Source organism: Ammoniphilus oxalaticus, assembly GCF_003609605.1.
Classification (GTDB): domain Bacteria; phylum Bacillota; class Bacilli; order Aneurinibacillales; family RAOX-1; genus Ammoniphilus; species Ammoniphilus oxalaticus.
Genome location: NZ_MCHY01000006.1, coordinates 160,647 through 175,749 on the forward strand (window position 1 = coordinate 160,647; position 15,103 = coordinate 175,749).

Annotated in this window: 13 protein-coding genes; 11 read left to right on the forward strand and 2 right to left on the reverse strand. The window is 46.7% G+C overall.

The genetic code is table 11. The features are described 5' to 3' along the window. Positions 1-19: 19 nt before the first annotated feature. From resB to BEP19_RS02925, 6 genes are all read left to right on the forward strand, one after another. A complete protein-coding gene (gene resB / locus BEP19_RS02900; protein ID WP_245983359.1) occupies positions 20-1,639 on the forward strand; it encodes a cytochrome c biogenesis protein ResB in 1,620 nt (539 codons plus the stop codon). After that, the gene (ccsB, locus tag BEP19_RS02905; protein ID WP_425452719.1) at positions 1,630-2,835 is read left to right on the forward strand and encodes a c-type cytochrome biogenesis protein CcsB; all 1,206 of its coding nucleotides are present in this window, start codon (positions 1,630-1,632) and stop codon (positions 2,833-2,835) included. The genes resB and ccsB overlap by 10 nt, the downstream gene beginning before the upstream one ends. A gap of 14 nt (positions 2,836-2,849) precedes the next feature. Then, positions 2,850-3,578 (forward strand): response regulator transcription factor, encoded by a 729-nt coding sequence (locus BEP19_RS02910; protein ID WP_120188338.1) that lies wholly within the window; start codon positions 2,850-2,852, stop codon positions 3,576-3,578. Beyond that, positions 3,578-5,389 (forward strand): ATP-binding protein, encoded by a 1,812-nt coding sequence (locus tag BEP19_RS02915; protein ID WP_425452702.1) that lies wholly within the window; start codon positions 3,578-3,580, stop codon positions 5,387-5,389. The genes BEP19_RS02910 and BEP19_RS02915 overlap by 1 nt, the downstream gene beginning before the upstream one ends. A 51-nt stretch (positions 5,390-5,440) precedes the next feature. Beyond that, complete coding sequence (locus BEP19_RS02920) at positions 5,441-6,586, forward strand: HAD family hydrolase (RefSeq protein WP_120188340.1); 1,146 nt, start codon at positions 5,441-5,443, stop codon at positions 6,584-6,586. A gap of 64 nt (positions 6,587-6,650) precedes the next feature. Continuing rightward, on the forward strand, positions 6,651-6,962 hold the full coding sequence (locus tag BEP19_RS02925; RefSeq protein WP_120188341.1) for a hypothetical protein: 312 nt from the start codon (positions 6,651-6,653) through the stop codon (positions 6,960-6,962). Positions 6,963-7,151: 189 nt separating this feature from the next. Here the strand turns inward: BEP19_RS02925 and serA are convergent, their stop codons facing one another. Next, entirely contained in the window at positions 7,152-8,741 is a 1,590-nt protein-coding gene (gene serA / locus BEP19_RS02930; RefSeq protein WP_120188342.1) for a phosphoglycerate dehydrogenase, read from the reverse strand. A gap of 595 nt (positions 8,742-9,336) precedes the next feature. Here serA and BEP19_RS02935 point away from each other — a divergent pair. Continuing rightward, positions 9,337-9,681, forward strand: coding sequence for a rhodanese-like domain-containing protein (locus tag BEP19_RS02935; protein WP_120188343.1), 345 nt, complete (start codon positions 9,337-9,339; stop codon positions 9,679-9,681). Then, positions 9,678-10,496 (forward strand): DUF92 domain-containing protein, encoded by an 819-nt coding sequence (locus BEP19_RS02940; RefSeq protein ID WP_342767384.1) that lies wholly within the window; start codon positions 9,678-9,680, stop codon positions 10,494-10,496. Before BEP19_RS02935 ends, BEP19_RS02940 begins: the two co-directional genes overlap by 4 nt. A 67-nt stretch (positions 10,497-10,563) precedes the next feature. Here BEP19_RS02940 and BEP19_RS02945 read toward each other — a convergent pair whose 3' ends face one another. Continuing rightward, positions 10,564-10,797, reverse strand: coding sequence for a ferredoxin (locus tag BEP19_RS02945; RefSeq protein ID WP_120188344.1), 234 nt, complete (start codon positions 10,795-10,797; stop codon positions 10,564-10,566). A gap of 311 nt (positions 10,798-11,108) precedes the next feature. Here BEP19_RS02945 and BEP19_RS02950 point away from each other — a divergent pair, with 311 nt between their 5' ends. From BEP19_RS02950 to BEP19_RS02960, 3 genes are all read left to right on the forward strand, one after another. Beyond that, entirely contained in the window at positions 11,109-12,761 is a 1,653-nt protein-coding gene (locus tag BEP19_RS02950) for a DNA repair helicase XPB (RefSeq protein WP_120188345.1), read from the forward strand. 131 nt (positions 12,762-12,892) lie between these two features. Then, a complete protein-coding gene (locus BEP19_RS02955; RefSeq protein ID WP_120188346.1) occupies positions 12,893-14,185 on the forward strand; it encodes a glycoside hydrolase family 18 protein in 1,293 nt (430 codons plus the stop codon). Between the two features lie 68 nt (positions 14,186-14,253). Next, positions 14,254-14,685 carry a hypothetical protein gene (locus BEP19_RS02960; RefSeq protein WP_120188347.1) on the forward strand — a complete coding sequence of 144 codons (432 nt, stop codon included), beginning with the start codon at positions 14,254-14,256 and terminating at the stop codon, positions 14,683-14,685. The last annotated feature ends 418 nt before the right edge of the window (positions 14,686-15,103 follow it).

The following is a 15,103-nucleotide window of genomic DNA, read 5'->3' on the forward strand; positions in this document are numbered from 1 at the left end:
GTGATATCGCTTGGAAAATGTGAAGTGTGAGTGCGGGCACGTTAGTCCCGTTGGAACCGCGCTCTGCGAAGCTTGTGGGAATCCGATAAGTGAGGAAGTGGCGAAGGATTCTGCCCCGATTGATATGAGGTATGAAGGTGTCGCCCGCCGCTCGCAAACGTATAATCGAACAGTAATTGATAAAATATGGAATTTCTTTTCTTCCGTAAAAATTGCGGTCTATATGATTATTGTGGCGTTGCTCGCCTCGATTTTAGGCACTGTTTTTCCGCAGGAGATGTATATTCCTGTGCCCAGACCCGCTCGCTTTTATTACGAGGAAGCCTATGGATTAGCAGGCAAAATCTATTATATGCTCGGTTTTCATAATCTATACACGTCATGGTGGTATGTGTTGCTCTTGTTAGCGATCGGGATCTCCCTTGTCGTCTGCAGTATTGACCGTGTGATTCCGCTCTACAAGGCGTTAAACAAACAGCGCGTCAAACATAGCGTCAACTTTTTAACGCGTCAACGCTTAATGACGACATTAGAAGCAACGCAAGATTGGGAAGCTTCAAAACTAGGTGAACTGGAAACACTGTTGAAAAAGCGCCGTTATCGGATCCGACGCGATGGACAAGCTTTGCTTGCGGAGAAATATCGCTTTAGTCGCTGGGGACCGTATGTGAATCATATCGGACTGATTATCTTTTTGATCGCTGTTTTGATGCGTCTGATTCCCGGCTGGCATCTGGATGAATATATTTGGGTGCGCGATGGGGAAACAAGGCAAGTGCCCGACACCGAATTTTATGTTAAAAACGAAGCGTTCACCGTCGAATATTATCAGGAAGATGAATTTCCAGAAGATATCGGGTTGAGTGAGGGAGATTTAATTGTTAAGGAATATCGAACAAAGGCGATTTTGTATGAAAACTTGAACGCGGAGCTAGCTGGGGCGGAGCCAGACCTGAAGGAAGTGCATCGCCATGATATCATTGTGAATCATCCTTTACATTATAAAGATTTAATGCTGTTTCAATCGGGCCAAAAACCGAACAGTTTGTCCGCGCTCAATATGAGCTTGGTGAAAGAAAAGACCGGCGAGCAAGTTGGCGCGTTTAAAATTGACCTATATGAACCAGAGGATGTTTATGTAATTGATGATCAAGTCAAAATTGAAGTGTTAAAATATTATCCGGATTTCGAGTTGGACAAAAACAAACAACCATCAACGAAGACGCCCAATCCGGAAAACCCGGCATTTATTTTAAATGTCATTTCTCCAGAGAATCCAAAAGGTGAAAAATCGTGGTTATTCTTAGGGTCTTACATCCCAGCTCCTGAGACGGAAAATCTATACGGATTTCAGTTTGGTATGCCAGACCTAACGAACATAACGGGTTTGATGGTCCGCAAAGACAAAAGCTTACCGTACATCTACTTTGGATTTTCGATTACAATGATTGGGCTTGTGATGGGTTTTTACTGGCAGCATCGTCGCATTTGGATTCAGACAGAAGGATCGACGGTTTATTATGCGGGTCATACGAATAAAAACTGGTTTGGCTTAAAGAAAGAGATGGAAGATGTGATGAAACGCGCAGACCTTGCCATCGAACTAGAAGATCAAGGGAAGGGAGGTAAATCGTCATGATTGCCTTAAGCAGTAATTTTTTGTTAGCTGCATTTATTAGCTATGTTGTTTCAACGATTACATTCTTTGTTTCAGCTGCGGGGAACCGACGGAAAGACCGTAGTCCCGAAGATACGCGGGCGATTCGCTGGGGTTGGATCGGTTTTTGGATCGCGGCTATTGGTTTTTTGTTTCAAACGGCTTTTATTTTTACAAGGTGGTATGCGGGGGGCCATTTCCCGACGAGTAATATGTTTGAATTTATGGCCTTCCTCGCTTATTCGATCATTGTCGCTTTTCTTGTTATTTTTCTCGTTTACCGCGTGTCGGTGCTGGGGATTTTTGCAATGCCAATCGGGGTGATTATGCTCGCCTACGCATCGGTGTTTCCACGTGAGATCGCGCCGTTGATTCCTGCTTTAAAAAGCTATTGGTTACAAATCCACGTGACGGTAGCCGCCCTGGGCGAGGGAGCCTTTGCCGTTGGTTTTGCGGCGGGATTGATGTATTTAGTGCGCACGGTGAATCAAAAGGAAAACAAGCGAGACGCGAAATGGTTGGAGGCCGTGCTATGCATGATGTTAATGCTCATTGGCTTCATTATTGCGACAACGACCTTTAGTTCGTTGGGTTATCAGGCTCAGTTTAAGATGACGGTCGATGGAGCGCCATCGCAGGTTGTGTATGAAATGCCAGCGATTGCGGGGCCGCAGAATGGTGAGTTGCTCACCGAAGGTAAAATGCAGCCCTGGTTTGAAGCGCCAGGCTGGATGCAGGGAGTTAACGCGGCAAGAAAGCTAAATACGATTATCTGGTCAATGGCGAGCGGACTGGTATTATATGGATTGATTCGGCTCGTTTTCCGCAAGCGATTGGGTGAAATTTTTGCTCCGATGGTGCGCGATCTAGATCCGGATACGATCGATGAAATCAGTTACCGCGCGATTGCAATCGGATTCCCTATTTTTACGCTCGGCGCGCTCGTGTTTGCGATGATTTGGGCGGCGGAGGCGTGGGGCCGATTCTGGGGTTGGGACCCGAAAGAAGTGTGGGCTTTAATTACGTGGCTATTTTATTCCGCTTACTTGCACCTGCGGCTGTCGAGGGGCTGGCAAGGAAGAAAGTCGGCCTGGATGTCAGTTATTGGGTTCATTGTCGTCATGATTACGCTCGTATTTGTTAACCTCGTGATCGTCGGACTACATTCATATGCATAAGGAGGTCTAAGTAAATGGCTCAAGAGGTTCAGGAGCAACCGCAGAGCATTCTTGTTGTCGATGACGAAGAACGTATTCGTCGTTTGTTAAGAATGTATCTTGAAAGAGAAGATTATATTGTTGATGAAGCGGAAGATGGAGAAACCGCTTTAGAATTGGCGTTAGCCAATGATTATGACTTAATCTTACTTGATTTAATGTTGCCCGGTATTGATGGAATGGAAGTGTGCAATCAATTAAGGGAAACGAAAACGACACCTGTCATTATGTTGACGGCAAAAGGGGAAGAAACGAACCGTATTCAAGGTTTTGAAGCGGGCACGGATGACTATGTAGTCAAACCGTTTAGCCCGCGGGAAGTTGTCTTCCGTGTTAAAGCGCTATTGCGTCGTTCTTCAACGGCAGCTTTCTTAGCAAAGGAAAGCGCGCCGCAAAACGTGATTGTATTTTCAAATCTAACGATTGACAACGACGCCCACCGGGTGTCGACGAACGGCTCAGAAGTCAATTTAACGCCAAAAGAATATGAATTATTATTTTACTTGGCTCAAAACCCTGATAAAGTATTTTCGCGCGAAGATTTACTGCGCGACGTGTGGCATTATGAGTTCTTTGGCGATCTGCGTACGGTTGACACACACATCAAACGTTTACGGGAGAAATTAAATCGGGTCAATCCCGACGCGGCTGAAATGATTGCCACGGTGTGGGGAATTGGATATAAACTTGAGGTGCCAAAATAGTGTTTTGGAATAGTGTAGTAGGAAAACTTTGGATCACGATTATAGGCTTAGTGGCGGTGGTTCTTGCGCTGCTGAGCCTATTGCTCGTTCAATTTTTGGACCGTTTTTACATACAAGAAAGTTCAGACAATCTTCAGCAACTCGCAGTAAAAATTGCGGAAGTCATTGAAACCCATCCTGATCGAGAGCATGTCGAAACCGCCCGCGATCTGTTGCGAGCGTATCAGATGAACATGATAGTAACAGGCTTGGAAGGGATCGAAGGGGTGGAGGCAATCGGCGGATCACTGTTAGTCGATCCGGCGTTGATTATTGACAACCCGCATCTTAAAGCATCTGAACGGGGCCAAGTTGGACTCGTTCGCTCTCGCTTCCCTATATACATCCCGGAAAATGAGCAGACTCAAATGAAGGATCTGTTAGCCGTGTCTGTTCCATTGCGCGTATCTGATGAGGTCGGTGGCTCAATCTATTTGTATCAAGTTTTGGATGAACTCTCAGAAACTACGAGAGAGACGACTATCTACATCTTGTACGCGGCTGCGATTGGGATTATTCTAGCGACGATCTTTGCCTTTTTCCTATCCACTCGGATAACGAACCCGTTGCGTCAGATGAAAAAAGCGGCGGATTCTTTTGCGCAAGGGGACTTTACGACCGAAATATCGATTCGCAGTAAGGATGAGATTGGAAACTTAGCATCGACGTTTAATCATATGGCAAAGCAGCTTGATGAAGTGATCCATGCTTTATCGCGAGAAAAAGAACAGCTGTCCAGTGTGCTGCGCAGTATGGTTGACGGGGTAATCACTGTGGATGACAAAGGCAACATCATGATCGCCAATCCGCCAGCAGAGGAGATGATGAAGGCGGTCATGTTCGAACAATCAGGTTTGGAATGGAGCGGAGCGGAATCCTCCTTTGTTGGCAGCAATCTGCCAGAACCGTTCGCTAGTTTTAGCTGTGAAGTGATGAAAAAAGAGATGGAAACCGTGACCGATATTACATCCCAAGGTCGCACCTGGTCTGTTGTGATGGCTCCGCTCTACAATAAAAATCAAGTCCGCGGGGCGGTTGCTGTGTTGCGTGAAATGACGAAAGAACGTCAACTTGATAAACTGCGCAAAGATTTCGTATCCAATGTGTCTCACGAGTTAAGAACGCCGTTGGCGATGCTGCAAGGATACAGTGAAGCGATTATCGACGACATTGCGACGGACCCTGAGGAGACCAAAGAGTTGGTCCAGATTATTTACGAAGAATCGGTGCGGATGACACGGTTGGTTAATGACCTGCTCGATCTCGGCAGAATGGAATCCGGGTTTATTGAATTAAATAAGACTGAAGTGTCGTTGATTCCGTTGGTCGATAAAATTATCAAGAAATTTTCTGTCGTCGGCAATGAGCAACAAATTTCTGTTCGAGCTGAAACAACGCTGAACCCTGGAGATCATTTTTTACTGGATCCTGATCGAATTGAACAAGTATTTACGAACTTGATTGATAACGCCTTTCGTCACACAGAGGCAAATGGACAAGTGATCCTATCCGTCGCTTTAAAAGAGCAAGGGTTGTTTGTTGATGTGAAAGATACGGGGAGTGGAATTCCCGAAGAAGATTTGCCGTTTGTGTTCGAACGATTTTATAAAGCGGATAAAGCAAGAACGCGCGGTCAATCAGGAACGGGACTGGGGCTGTCGATTGTGCGTCAGATTGTGCAAGCGCACGGCGGACAAATCGCGGCTCATTCTAAACTAGGAGAAGGGACCACCTTTTCTATTCACATTCCTAAAAATCATCTGCCGACATAGAGAACAGGCTATGTTACAATATGTATTAAGAGAAGGAACGGGAGGCAAACAATGGTTTCAATGATATTATTTGATGTAGACGGCGTATTATTAAGCGAGGAGCGTTATTTCGACGCGACAGCATTAACCTTGTGGGAAATGTTGTTTAGCCCGACTTACCTTGGCTTGCCTGGTGAGCCGTTCGAGACGCAACCAAGCGAGGATACGATACGGGCCATCCGCAAAAAAGTGTTTGTCGATGATCAAATTTTAGATCTGATGAAAAATCGCGGGATTAATTCCAATTGGGATATGGTCTATCTTTCTTTCGCCCATCAATTGCTTTGTATTTTAGAACAGTTGTTGCCAGCCCATCGGGAGGAAGTTACAGACATCATCCAGCGAGAAATCACGTATGATTCATTAAGGCGGATTGCTGGCTTGCTCAAAGATCAGCGGGTTGAAATAGAGTATGAACGGTTTTTGACAGACTTCGGCCAGAGCGCTGTTGAAAAGCAGGATTTGCTGTTATACTTAAACGACTTGGTGTTGAGCAAGTTGCAAGTAGAGACCCATCTATTTGGGGCAACCAGTTCCCTTTGGCAGCTTTGCCAGGAAACATTTCAAGAATGGTATTTAGGCGATGAATTAGTGGTGGACAATATCGGTCGGGCTCCGACCCAGCAGGGGAAACGCGGATTTTTGAGTGACGAAATCCCGATTGTTGCTCCGCAGGAGATGGCAGCCACATTATCAGCGTTGCAAGAAAAAGGGATCACACTAGGGATTGGAACCGGGCGACCGACTGTAGAAACGATGATCCCTTTGCAAGAGATGGGTTTGCTCGATTATTTCGAAGCGGACCGCATCGTTACAGCGAGTCACGTGTTAAACGCAGAAAGGGAACGTCCTGAATATGCTCCTCTTTCAAAGCCGCAACCTTTTTGCTACATTAAAGGTTGGTTAGGGATGCAAGCGACGACACAACAATGTATGGAGACACCCTTACCGATCATCGACGTAGCGGAAACACTGCTAATCGTCGGAGATTCCGTCGCTGACTTGATGGCCGCGCAACGTATTGGGTGCCGATTTGCCGCCGTTTTGACGGGATTGAGCGGGCAAGCCGCAAGGGCTCAGTTTGAGGAGCTCGGAGCCGATTATATCTTAGACGACATGCGTCAAGTTGTAGAAATAGTTGGCGAGGAGCAAAACTAGAGGCGGTGTACGTAATCGTGAATCCTTACATATAAATAGAAAAGTATGAAGGGATGGATGCCCAGTGAAAAAATTAAGCTTACACATTATACGACCAGTGCGTAATCCTTTCTATCAAGTAACGTGGGAAATGCGGGATGAAAAATTCATCGATGAAAAATTTATCAAGGATGAATACCGCATTGTTTGGGAGGAAGCCGAAGCGTTCGGGATGTCCTTTACGGTTGAAGAACGTGTCGATATTTTGAAAAGCATGAAATGTGTCGCCTGTATGTTGTGGGGCGGGATTTATTACTTTTACTGTCGAGATGCTGGCGTCTATTGGGAAGAACTGGCCAACATTTTGGACCGTAAACAAAAAGAAGAAGATGAATGAGCCGGCGTAACAGGCGCGGAAAGCGAAATGTTTTCTGCGCCTGTTTTTGTTTCGGCGCAAGGCAGATGGGCGGCGGAGGAGAGCGGAGGGCGAGAAATTTGTATTCATCGTAATATCATTCATCTACACCCAACTCATTCGGCGCAAACGTAAAAAAGGTCCTCATTTTAAATGAGAACCTTTTTGTTTTTACTGAGTCAAGTCGATTTCCCTTACGCTTATGATTTCAGATAGATCATTCAATTGATCGAGCACTTGCGCGGAAACTTGGCGGTCGATTTCGAGGACCATGATGGCCCGCCCTCCTACGTTGCGCCGTCCGACTTGCATGGTGGCAATGTTGATATCATTGTTACCGAGCAAGGCGCCGACGTTACCAATCGCGCCGGGGCGATCATGATGATGAATCAAGATGAGATGCCCTTTTGGCTGAATGTCGATGCGGTATTCGTCTAATTTAACAATGCGAGATCCGTATCCATTTATCATCGTTCCCGCGATTCTGTTTTCGTCTTGATTTGTCTTAAGGGTGACCGTGATCAAGTTGGTGAAACCTCGATTAGCAGGTGATTTTTGCTCTGTAAACGAGATGCCTCGGCTTTTAGCTAGATGGGGAGCATTCACATAGTTGACGCCTGCGCCGAGATGGTGGGAGAGTATCCCTTTTAAAACAGAGCGGGAGAGCGAAGATGTATCGAATTCCGTTAGTTCGCCCGAATACGTGACCCGCGCCTCTTGTAAACCACCGCTTGCCGTTTGGGCGACAAACTTTCCTAAGCTCTCACTTAAATTAAAGTAGGGCTCGAGCTTTTCCCGAATGTTAAGTGGGATGGACGGTAAATTAACCGCATTTTTAAACGGCTCATTGCGCAAAACATGCAGGATTTCCTCTGATACGGCGAACGCCACATTTTCTTGCGCTTCAATGGTAGAAGCCCCTAAATGAGGGGTGACGATCACATGTGGATGATCGAGTAGCGGATTGTTAATAGGCGGCTCCACTTCAAAGACATCGAGCGCGGCGCCGGCCACCTTTTCCATCTGTAGCGCTTCAAGCAAAGCTCGTTCGTCGATGATCCCGCCGCGGGCGCAATTGATGATCCGCGCCCCTTGTTTCATCAATTCAAATTCGCGGGAACTAATTAAGTGTCTCGTCTCTTTCGTTAAAGGCGTGTGAACAGTAATAAAATCGGATTGGCGGACTAGCTCATCAATTGTTGCCGCCTGCACTCCTAAATTTTTAGCCCGCTCTTCGGTAAGAAAAGGATCATAGGCGACCACTTGCATATTGAATGCCTTTGCTCGCTTAGCTATTTCCGCGCCGATCCGACCAAGTCCGATGATGCCTAACACTTTTTGATTGAGCTCAACCCCGATAAAACTTTTACGATCCCATTCGCTCTGCATCATCGAAAAGTAAGCGTGGGGGATGCGGCGGGCCAAAGCGATCATCATCGCAAAAGAGTGTTCGGCGGTGGAAATTGTGTTTCCGTCGGGGGCGTTCAACACGATGATCCCTTTTTGCGTCGCTGCGGGAAGATCAATGTTATCCACACCGACACCGGCCCGCCCAATCGCTTTTAGGCGAGTTGCCGCTTCAATCACTGCTGCTGTTACTTCGGTTTGACTGCGGACGAGCAGAGCGTCATATTCAGAAATGGTCTCGATCAATTCTTGTTCAGACAAACCGATCTTTTGATCGACTTGAACATCTTGGGCTTCGATCAATTTTTGCAGACCCCATTCGCTAAGCGGGTCGCTTACGAGCACTTTAAACATGGCCTCTCTCCTCTTTTAGACGATGTAAATGTGGCGAGCGACATAGATAATAAGTATTTAAGATAGTAGTTGATTTAAAAAAGCCTCCCATCCTCTCCGCGGCAAACGTATTGCAGCAAAGGGACGGAGAGGTTTTTTAAAAGAATGACTCCGTGATCCCACCCTTGTTTAGCGCGAGGCGCAGCTGGAAAGTTAAAAGCGCGTTCTGTTTATCGAGAAAATCATCAGTTGGCGGCAATCACAGACTCCTAGAAAATTTTATCCGTTAACGATCTTGGTCATCGTCTTGTCACTATTGGTAAAGTGTATATATGGTTACTAATTTATCACGCGTCAAAGGGAGCGTCAAGAGGATTCATTCGCGTTGTTGAAAGGATGAGCCCCCAACGGATTCAGGGGAAAGTGGAGCGAGGAAAGGGGACCGTGAAGGCCCTGTTTGCCCGCGGGCTTATTCATAAAATCCAGGTGTACGATTAGTCTCCAACAGCTTGCCTCATATTTGGGTGTGCCGCTTTAACGTTTCCCAAAACGCAACGGACGCTTCAATATGTTACAATAAAACGAAATGTTTTTTTAAAAGAAGGAGATTGAAGCCATGGAATCACACAATATCAGCGCGTCCGATTTTGTTGCGCTTTACAAAAAAGACGGATTAAAGCAGTCTAAAATTATCGACGTGCGTGAACAGCATGAGTGGGATATGATTCATCTCGAGCAAGCTTGCTTAATTCCGATGAATACGATTCCTGAAAATCTGGAACAATTGTCCAAAGAGCAGGATTTATATATTGTTTGCGCCCACGGAGTGAGAAGCTTGCATGTGACGAACTATCTCGTTCATCTTGGCTATGCTCGAACAATTAATGTGGAAGGTGGGATGGCAGCGATCGCGATGTTGTTGGAGCAAAACGACGCTGAAAGCGCGGAAGAACAAGAATGATGATCTCGCTTTTATCGGGCTTTCTTTTTAGCTTTTTGATCGCCGCTTTTGCCTATCAGAAACGGTCGTTGTCAAAAAGTGGAGCGGTTGCGGCCATCGTTGTCGGGACGAATGTGTACGCGTTCGGTTCACTCTTTTGGTATGGGTTGCTGCTTACTTTTTTTATCAGTTCGAGCGCCCTTTCTAGGTTAAAGAAACAGAAGAAAGATGTTGTAGCTAAAGATCTTTTTGAGAAGACCGGACAGCGTGATGTGATGCAGGTGCTTGCAAATGGCGGGTTAGGGACATTGTTTGTGTGGTTTGCCGCGGCGTCCATGGATACGTTACCATGGATGGTCGCTTACGTTGGTGTGATCGCGGCGGTCAATGCGGATACATGGGGCACAGAGTTAGGCGTGTTATCGCGCGGGAAGCCTCGGCATATTCTTACGGGACGTCTGGTCGAAAAAGGGACCTCAGGGGGGATCAGTGTTTGGGGCACGCTCGGAACCGCGTTGGGGGGACTTTGGATTGGTCTGTTTGCCTCGTTGTTTCAGTTGATCTTAGCAGAAAATGGATGGCAACTCTTTTGGCTATGGATTGGACTCCTGAGCGGTTTGCTTGGGGCGCTGATCGATAGTGTTCTCGGAGCAACGGTCCAATTGATGTATGGCTGTTCAATTTGCGGCGGGGAAACCGAAAGGTGCGAGCATTGTGGAGCGAAGACGCGGCGAATTAGAGGAGTCGGCGGATGTAACAATGATGCGGTTAACTTGCTCAGCTCAGCGGCGGGCGGATTGATCGCTTGGTTGTGTTGGCGCGTGATTGGGTTTTAAAGCGGGGGAACCTGAAGCATAAGAAAAAGGACCCATTCGGGTCCTTTGTATTTGTATATTTTAAAGATTAGTCAAAATTGAACGGTTCGTCCTGAATCTTGATGGAATCTGTTGGGCAACCGTCCAACGCGTCATCCATATCTTCCCAAAGAACTTCTGGAATTTCAGCAGTTCCCGTGTTATCATCGATCGTTACGAAAGCGATACCTTCATCATCGTAATCGTAAATGTCAGGAGCAGCAGCTCCACAAGCGCCACATGCAATGCAAGTTTCTTTCTCCACCCAAGTATACTTAGCCATCTTATAAAGACCTCCTCTGTCCTATTTAGTGATGAAGTATCACTATTGCTTGAATAATTTGTGAATAATTTATGAATTTTTATATCTTTGTCACTTTTCATTCTAGACTTGTTTCGGAAAAATATCAAGACGTATCGTCAATTTTTTTGAATTAATTTGTCTGTAATTTCATGGAGAAACTAGGTAAGCGCTTTCATTCTTGGGAGTTTAGTGATTCGTTATAAGAGACCATTATCTAAACTGTTCAGACCACCCCTTTTGTCTGCTATTGTTTTTCCAATATTTGAGTAATGTAAGAAGGAGGGCGCAATATGGAATTTAATCTGAACAATCCTTTAATTGCCCAAAGTGATCGCACGATTTTGTTGGAAGCGACGCATCCTCTTTTTGAGGAGGCGCGTAACGCCATCTCCCCCTTTACAGAGTTGATCAAAAGCCCGGAATATATTCATACATATCGAATCACGCCGTTAAGTTTGTGGAATGCGGCAGCAGCTGGTCTCAATGCGGAACAAATTTGCGCGATTTTGCAACAATATGCAAAGTATGGCGCGCCAGAAGCATTATTAAGCGCAATTCGGGATTATACAGCGCGTTATGGATTATTGCGGATTGAACAACGAGGGGACAAGCTTTTTTTGACATGTAAGGATCGGCTGCTTTTAACAGAAGTATTGCAATACCGCGACTTGCGATCTTTTTTTGGAGAGGAGCGGACAGAACATCAAGTAGAAGTCATGCCGTTTGCTCGTGGTGTCATCAAACAGGAATTGATCCGGCTCGGCTATCCGACCCAGGACATTGCGGGTTATGTGGAAGGTACTCGATTACCGATCGCGCTCAAAGCGGAATTGCGAGATTACCAGGAGCAGGCGGTTGAATCGTATTATGTTGGCGGATCTGTGTTTGGAGGCAATGGGGTACTCGTGTTGCCGTGCGGCGCGGGAAAAACAGTAATCGGCATTGCCGCCATGGCGAAAATTGGGATGGAGACGCTCGTGCTGACGACGAACGTTACATCAGTTCGACAATGGATTCGCGAGATTTTAGACAAGACGGATTTGAGCGAAGAGCAAGTTGGCGAATATAGTTCAGATTATAAACAGGTTAAGCCGATTACCGTAACGACATATCAAATGCTAACGCATCGGGCGAGCAAGGACAAAGGTTTTGCCCATATGGAATTGTTTAATGAGCGAAATTGGGGGTTCATCGTCTATGATGAAGTTCACACGTTACCCGCTCCCATTTTTCGATTGGCTGCGGATATTCAAGCGAAACGGCGGCTGGGGTTGACCGCTACACTTGTGCGTGAAGACGGTCGCGAAGAAGATGTGTTCACGCTCGTTGGGCCAAAAAGGTTTGATATGCCGTGGAAGGAATTAGAGCAGCAGGGATGGCTGGCGACGGCCAGTTGCGCTGAAATTCGGATTCGGTTGCCGTTCGCCTTACGGGAAAAGTATGTGTATGCCGAGTCAAGACGTAAAAATCGGATTGCCGCGGAAAACCCGCTAAAAGAAACGGTCGTTAAACAATTGTTGGAACGGCATGCGGATGAGCAAGTGCTCATTATTGGACAATATGTAGATCAATTGGAACAATTAGGGGAAGCGACGGGGGCGCCAGTCATAACAGGCAAGACGCCCCACACGGAACGCGAGCGGCTATACCAGCAGTTTCGGGAGCGGCGGTTCTCTTGTTTAATCGTTTCTAAAGTGGCTAATTTTGCGGTGGATTTGCCTGACGCGAGCGTTGCCATTCAAGTGTCCGGCGCTTTTGGTTCGAGACAAGAGGAAGCTCAACGCTTAGGCCGCGTGCTGCGCCCAAAACAGGGAAATAACCGTTCCTATTTCTACACCATCGTTTCAAAAGGAACGAAAGAGGAAGACTGGGCTCAAAAGCGACAGCTTTTTTTAATCGAACAAGGATATAACTATGAGATTGATGAACCAACGATGGATTGAGGACTGTTTCAGCAAGGGACTGAAACAGTCCTTTTTTTGAGTGGAGAAAAAAGCGTACCTTTTTAGGATGAATGGAATAATGTGGTACATATGCCTAACAGGTTAAATGTATAAAAAGGGAGATGCGCGTGATGCAGATTCATGTGGTGCGAACGGGACAGTCGCTATACACAATCGCTCAAACCTACCAGACGACGGTTGCGGCGATTGCTACGGCAAATCAACTAGATCCAACTCAGACGCTCGTTGTCGGGCAGGCGTTGGTCATTCCAACTCCTGCTGGAGGGTATTACATTGTTCAACCCGGCGATAGTTTGTTTTTGATTGGGCGGCGTTTTGGAATTCATCCGCGACAGTTGGCAATAGCGAATCAGATCGCTTTGACGGCTTCGCTGGCGGTCGGTCAACGGCTCTTGATTCCGAAGCGTCCAAAACGTTCGATCGAAGTCAATGCGTATGTGGAACCGCGTGGAATGGCGGTTTCGGAAGGGTTGCAAAATAGCGCCAGCGAAGCGGCGCCTCATTTAACTTATTTGGCTCCGTTTAGTTTTCAGATCCGTCGCGATGGGAGTCTTCAAGCCCCGCCGCTTGACAACCTCCGACAGATTGCGGAAGAGCAAAACGTTACTTTGATGATGGTGATCACAAATCAAGAAAATGACCAATTTAGCCCTGAATTGGCTCATCTTGTTTTAACGAATCAGCAAGTTCAGGATCGTCTTTTGAATACGATTACGGAGACGGCTCGGCGGCTCGGGTTCCGCGATATTCATTTTGATATCGAACGATTATATGAATACGATCGAGAATCGTATAATCAATTTTTACGACGCGCTGCCGACTTGTTTCATAGACAAGGTTGGTTGATTTCGACGGCGTTGGCGCCGAAAACGAGCGCGGGGCAAACGGGAGAATGGTATACGGCTCACGATTACGCGGCGCATGGTCGAATTGTCGACTTTTCGATCATCATGACCTATGAGTGGGGGTGGAGCGGCGGTCCGCCGATGCCTGTTTCGCCAATCGGCCCGGTTGAGCAAGTGCTGCGCTATGCGTTGAGCGAGATGCCCGCCAATAAAGTCATGATGGGTCAAAATTTGTACGGTTATGACTGGACGCTGCCTTATCAGCCAGGTGGAGCGTTTGCTCGCGCGCTCAGCCCGCAAGCGGCCATTCGTTTGGCTCGCGAGCAACAGGCGGCGATTGAATATGACGAGCAGGCGCAAGCGCCCCATTTTACTTATTATGATGAGGAAAGCAAACAACACCAAGTTTGGTTTGAAGACGCGCGGTCGATCCAGGCAAAATTTGATCTCGTGAAGCGGTTAGGCTTGCGAGGGATTAGTTATTGGAAATTAGGCTTGTCGTTCCCGCAAAACTGGCTTTTGCTGGAGGATAATTTTACGATTGCCAAACGGTCATAATTTTAAGCCGACGGCTGGCATAACCCCCTTCGTTAAGTCATAAATACTCAATGAAGGGGGAGGAAAGCTTGTTTTTAATCGATCTCATTACGCTCGTATTCGCTTGGGGCTTGTTTATTTTGTCGGGCAAATTTTTTCCTACATTAAATCATTCCTTATCCGCAATGAGTGACTGGGCCACATTTATATTTTTCAAACCGTTGCATCTGCTGTTGTCTTTGTTTTGTTTTCTATCGGCGCTGGTGTTGATTCGGATGGTGACGCTCAAATATGGAAAACAGTTGTTTGGCGCCGTCGGTGTAGCGCGTAAGTCGCAACGGATATTTGGGTTGACCCACTTACTATTAGGGTTGTGGATCCTCAGTCTCATCGTGTTAAGCTATCCGTTAGCGGCGGGGCTGCTTGGTGGGGGAATGGCAATTTATGATGTAAGTCGTTATTTATTCTCGGCGCGCAGAAAAAAGCGGTTAAAAATGGCGTTGCGTGAACTTCAAGAGTAACACGGCGGGGCTTGGTGGCGGAGAGCCGATTATTCGTGTGAATTGACGAACCTTCGTAATTGTCAAAAGTTCACTTATAACGAGGATGTTCCAGCGAAATCAGACTATAGTTGTCGAAACTCCACTTAAAGGTAATGTGATTGCAAGGGGTCCCACCGTGAAAACGCGCGCGGATTGGCGTCGAATATAAAATATGTAAAAGCAGGCGGACGCCTGCTTTTGTTCTTTTTAAAACCTTTTCAGCGACACTGTAAAGGTCTCTACTCCCGTTAGAGCGAGCTATATCGTTTCTGTTTCGCTGCAAGGGTCTCAACTCCCGCTAGAGTAAATGACCGTATCCATAATGGGCCCGCTTTGCGCTGTAAAGGTCTCAACTCCCGTTAGAGCGCGTTTTATCGTTTCTGTTTCGCTGCAAGGG

Excerpts from the sequence above, each read along its gene's own strand:
- BEP19_RS02920 (WP_120188340.1), top strand. The coding sequence starts at position 5,441 with ATGGTTTCAATGATATTATTTGATGTAGACGGCGTATTATTAAGCGAG.
- BEP19_RS02955 (WP_120188346.1), top strand. The coding sequence starts at position 12,893 with ATGCAGATTCATGTGGTGCGAACGGGACAGTCGCTATACACAATCGCT.
- BEP19_RS02945 (WP_120188344.1), bottom strand. The coding sequence starts at position 10,797 with ATGGCTAAGTATACTTGGGTGGAGAAAGAAACTTGCATTGCATGTGGC.
- BEP19_RS02950 (WP_120188345.1), top strand. The coding sequence starts at position 11,109 with ATGGAATTTAATCTGAACAATCCTTTAATTGCCCAAAGTGATCGCACG.
- serA (WP_120188342.1), bottom strand. The coding sequence starts at position 8,741 with ATGTTTAAAGTGCTCGTAAGCGACCCGCTTAGCGAATGGGGTCTGCAA.
- BEP19_RS02910 (WP_120188338.1), top strand. The coding sequence starts at position 2,850 with ATGGCTCAAGAGGTTCAGGAGCAACCGCAGAGCATTCTTGTTGTCGAT.
- BEP19_RS02935 (WP_120188343.1), top strand. The coding sequence starts at position 9,337 with ATGGAATCACACAATATCAGCGCGTCCGATTTTGTTGCGCTTTACAAA.
- BEP19_RS02940 (WP_342767384.1), top strand. The coding sequence starts at position 9,678 with ATGATGATCTCGCTTTTATCGGGCTTTCTTTTTAGCTTTTTGATCGCC.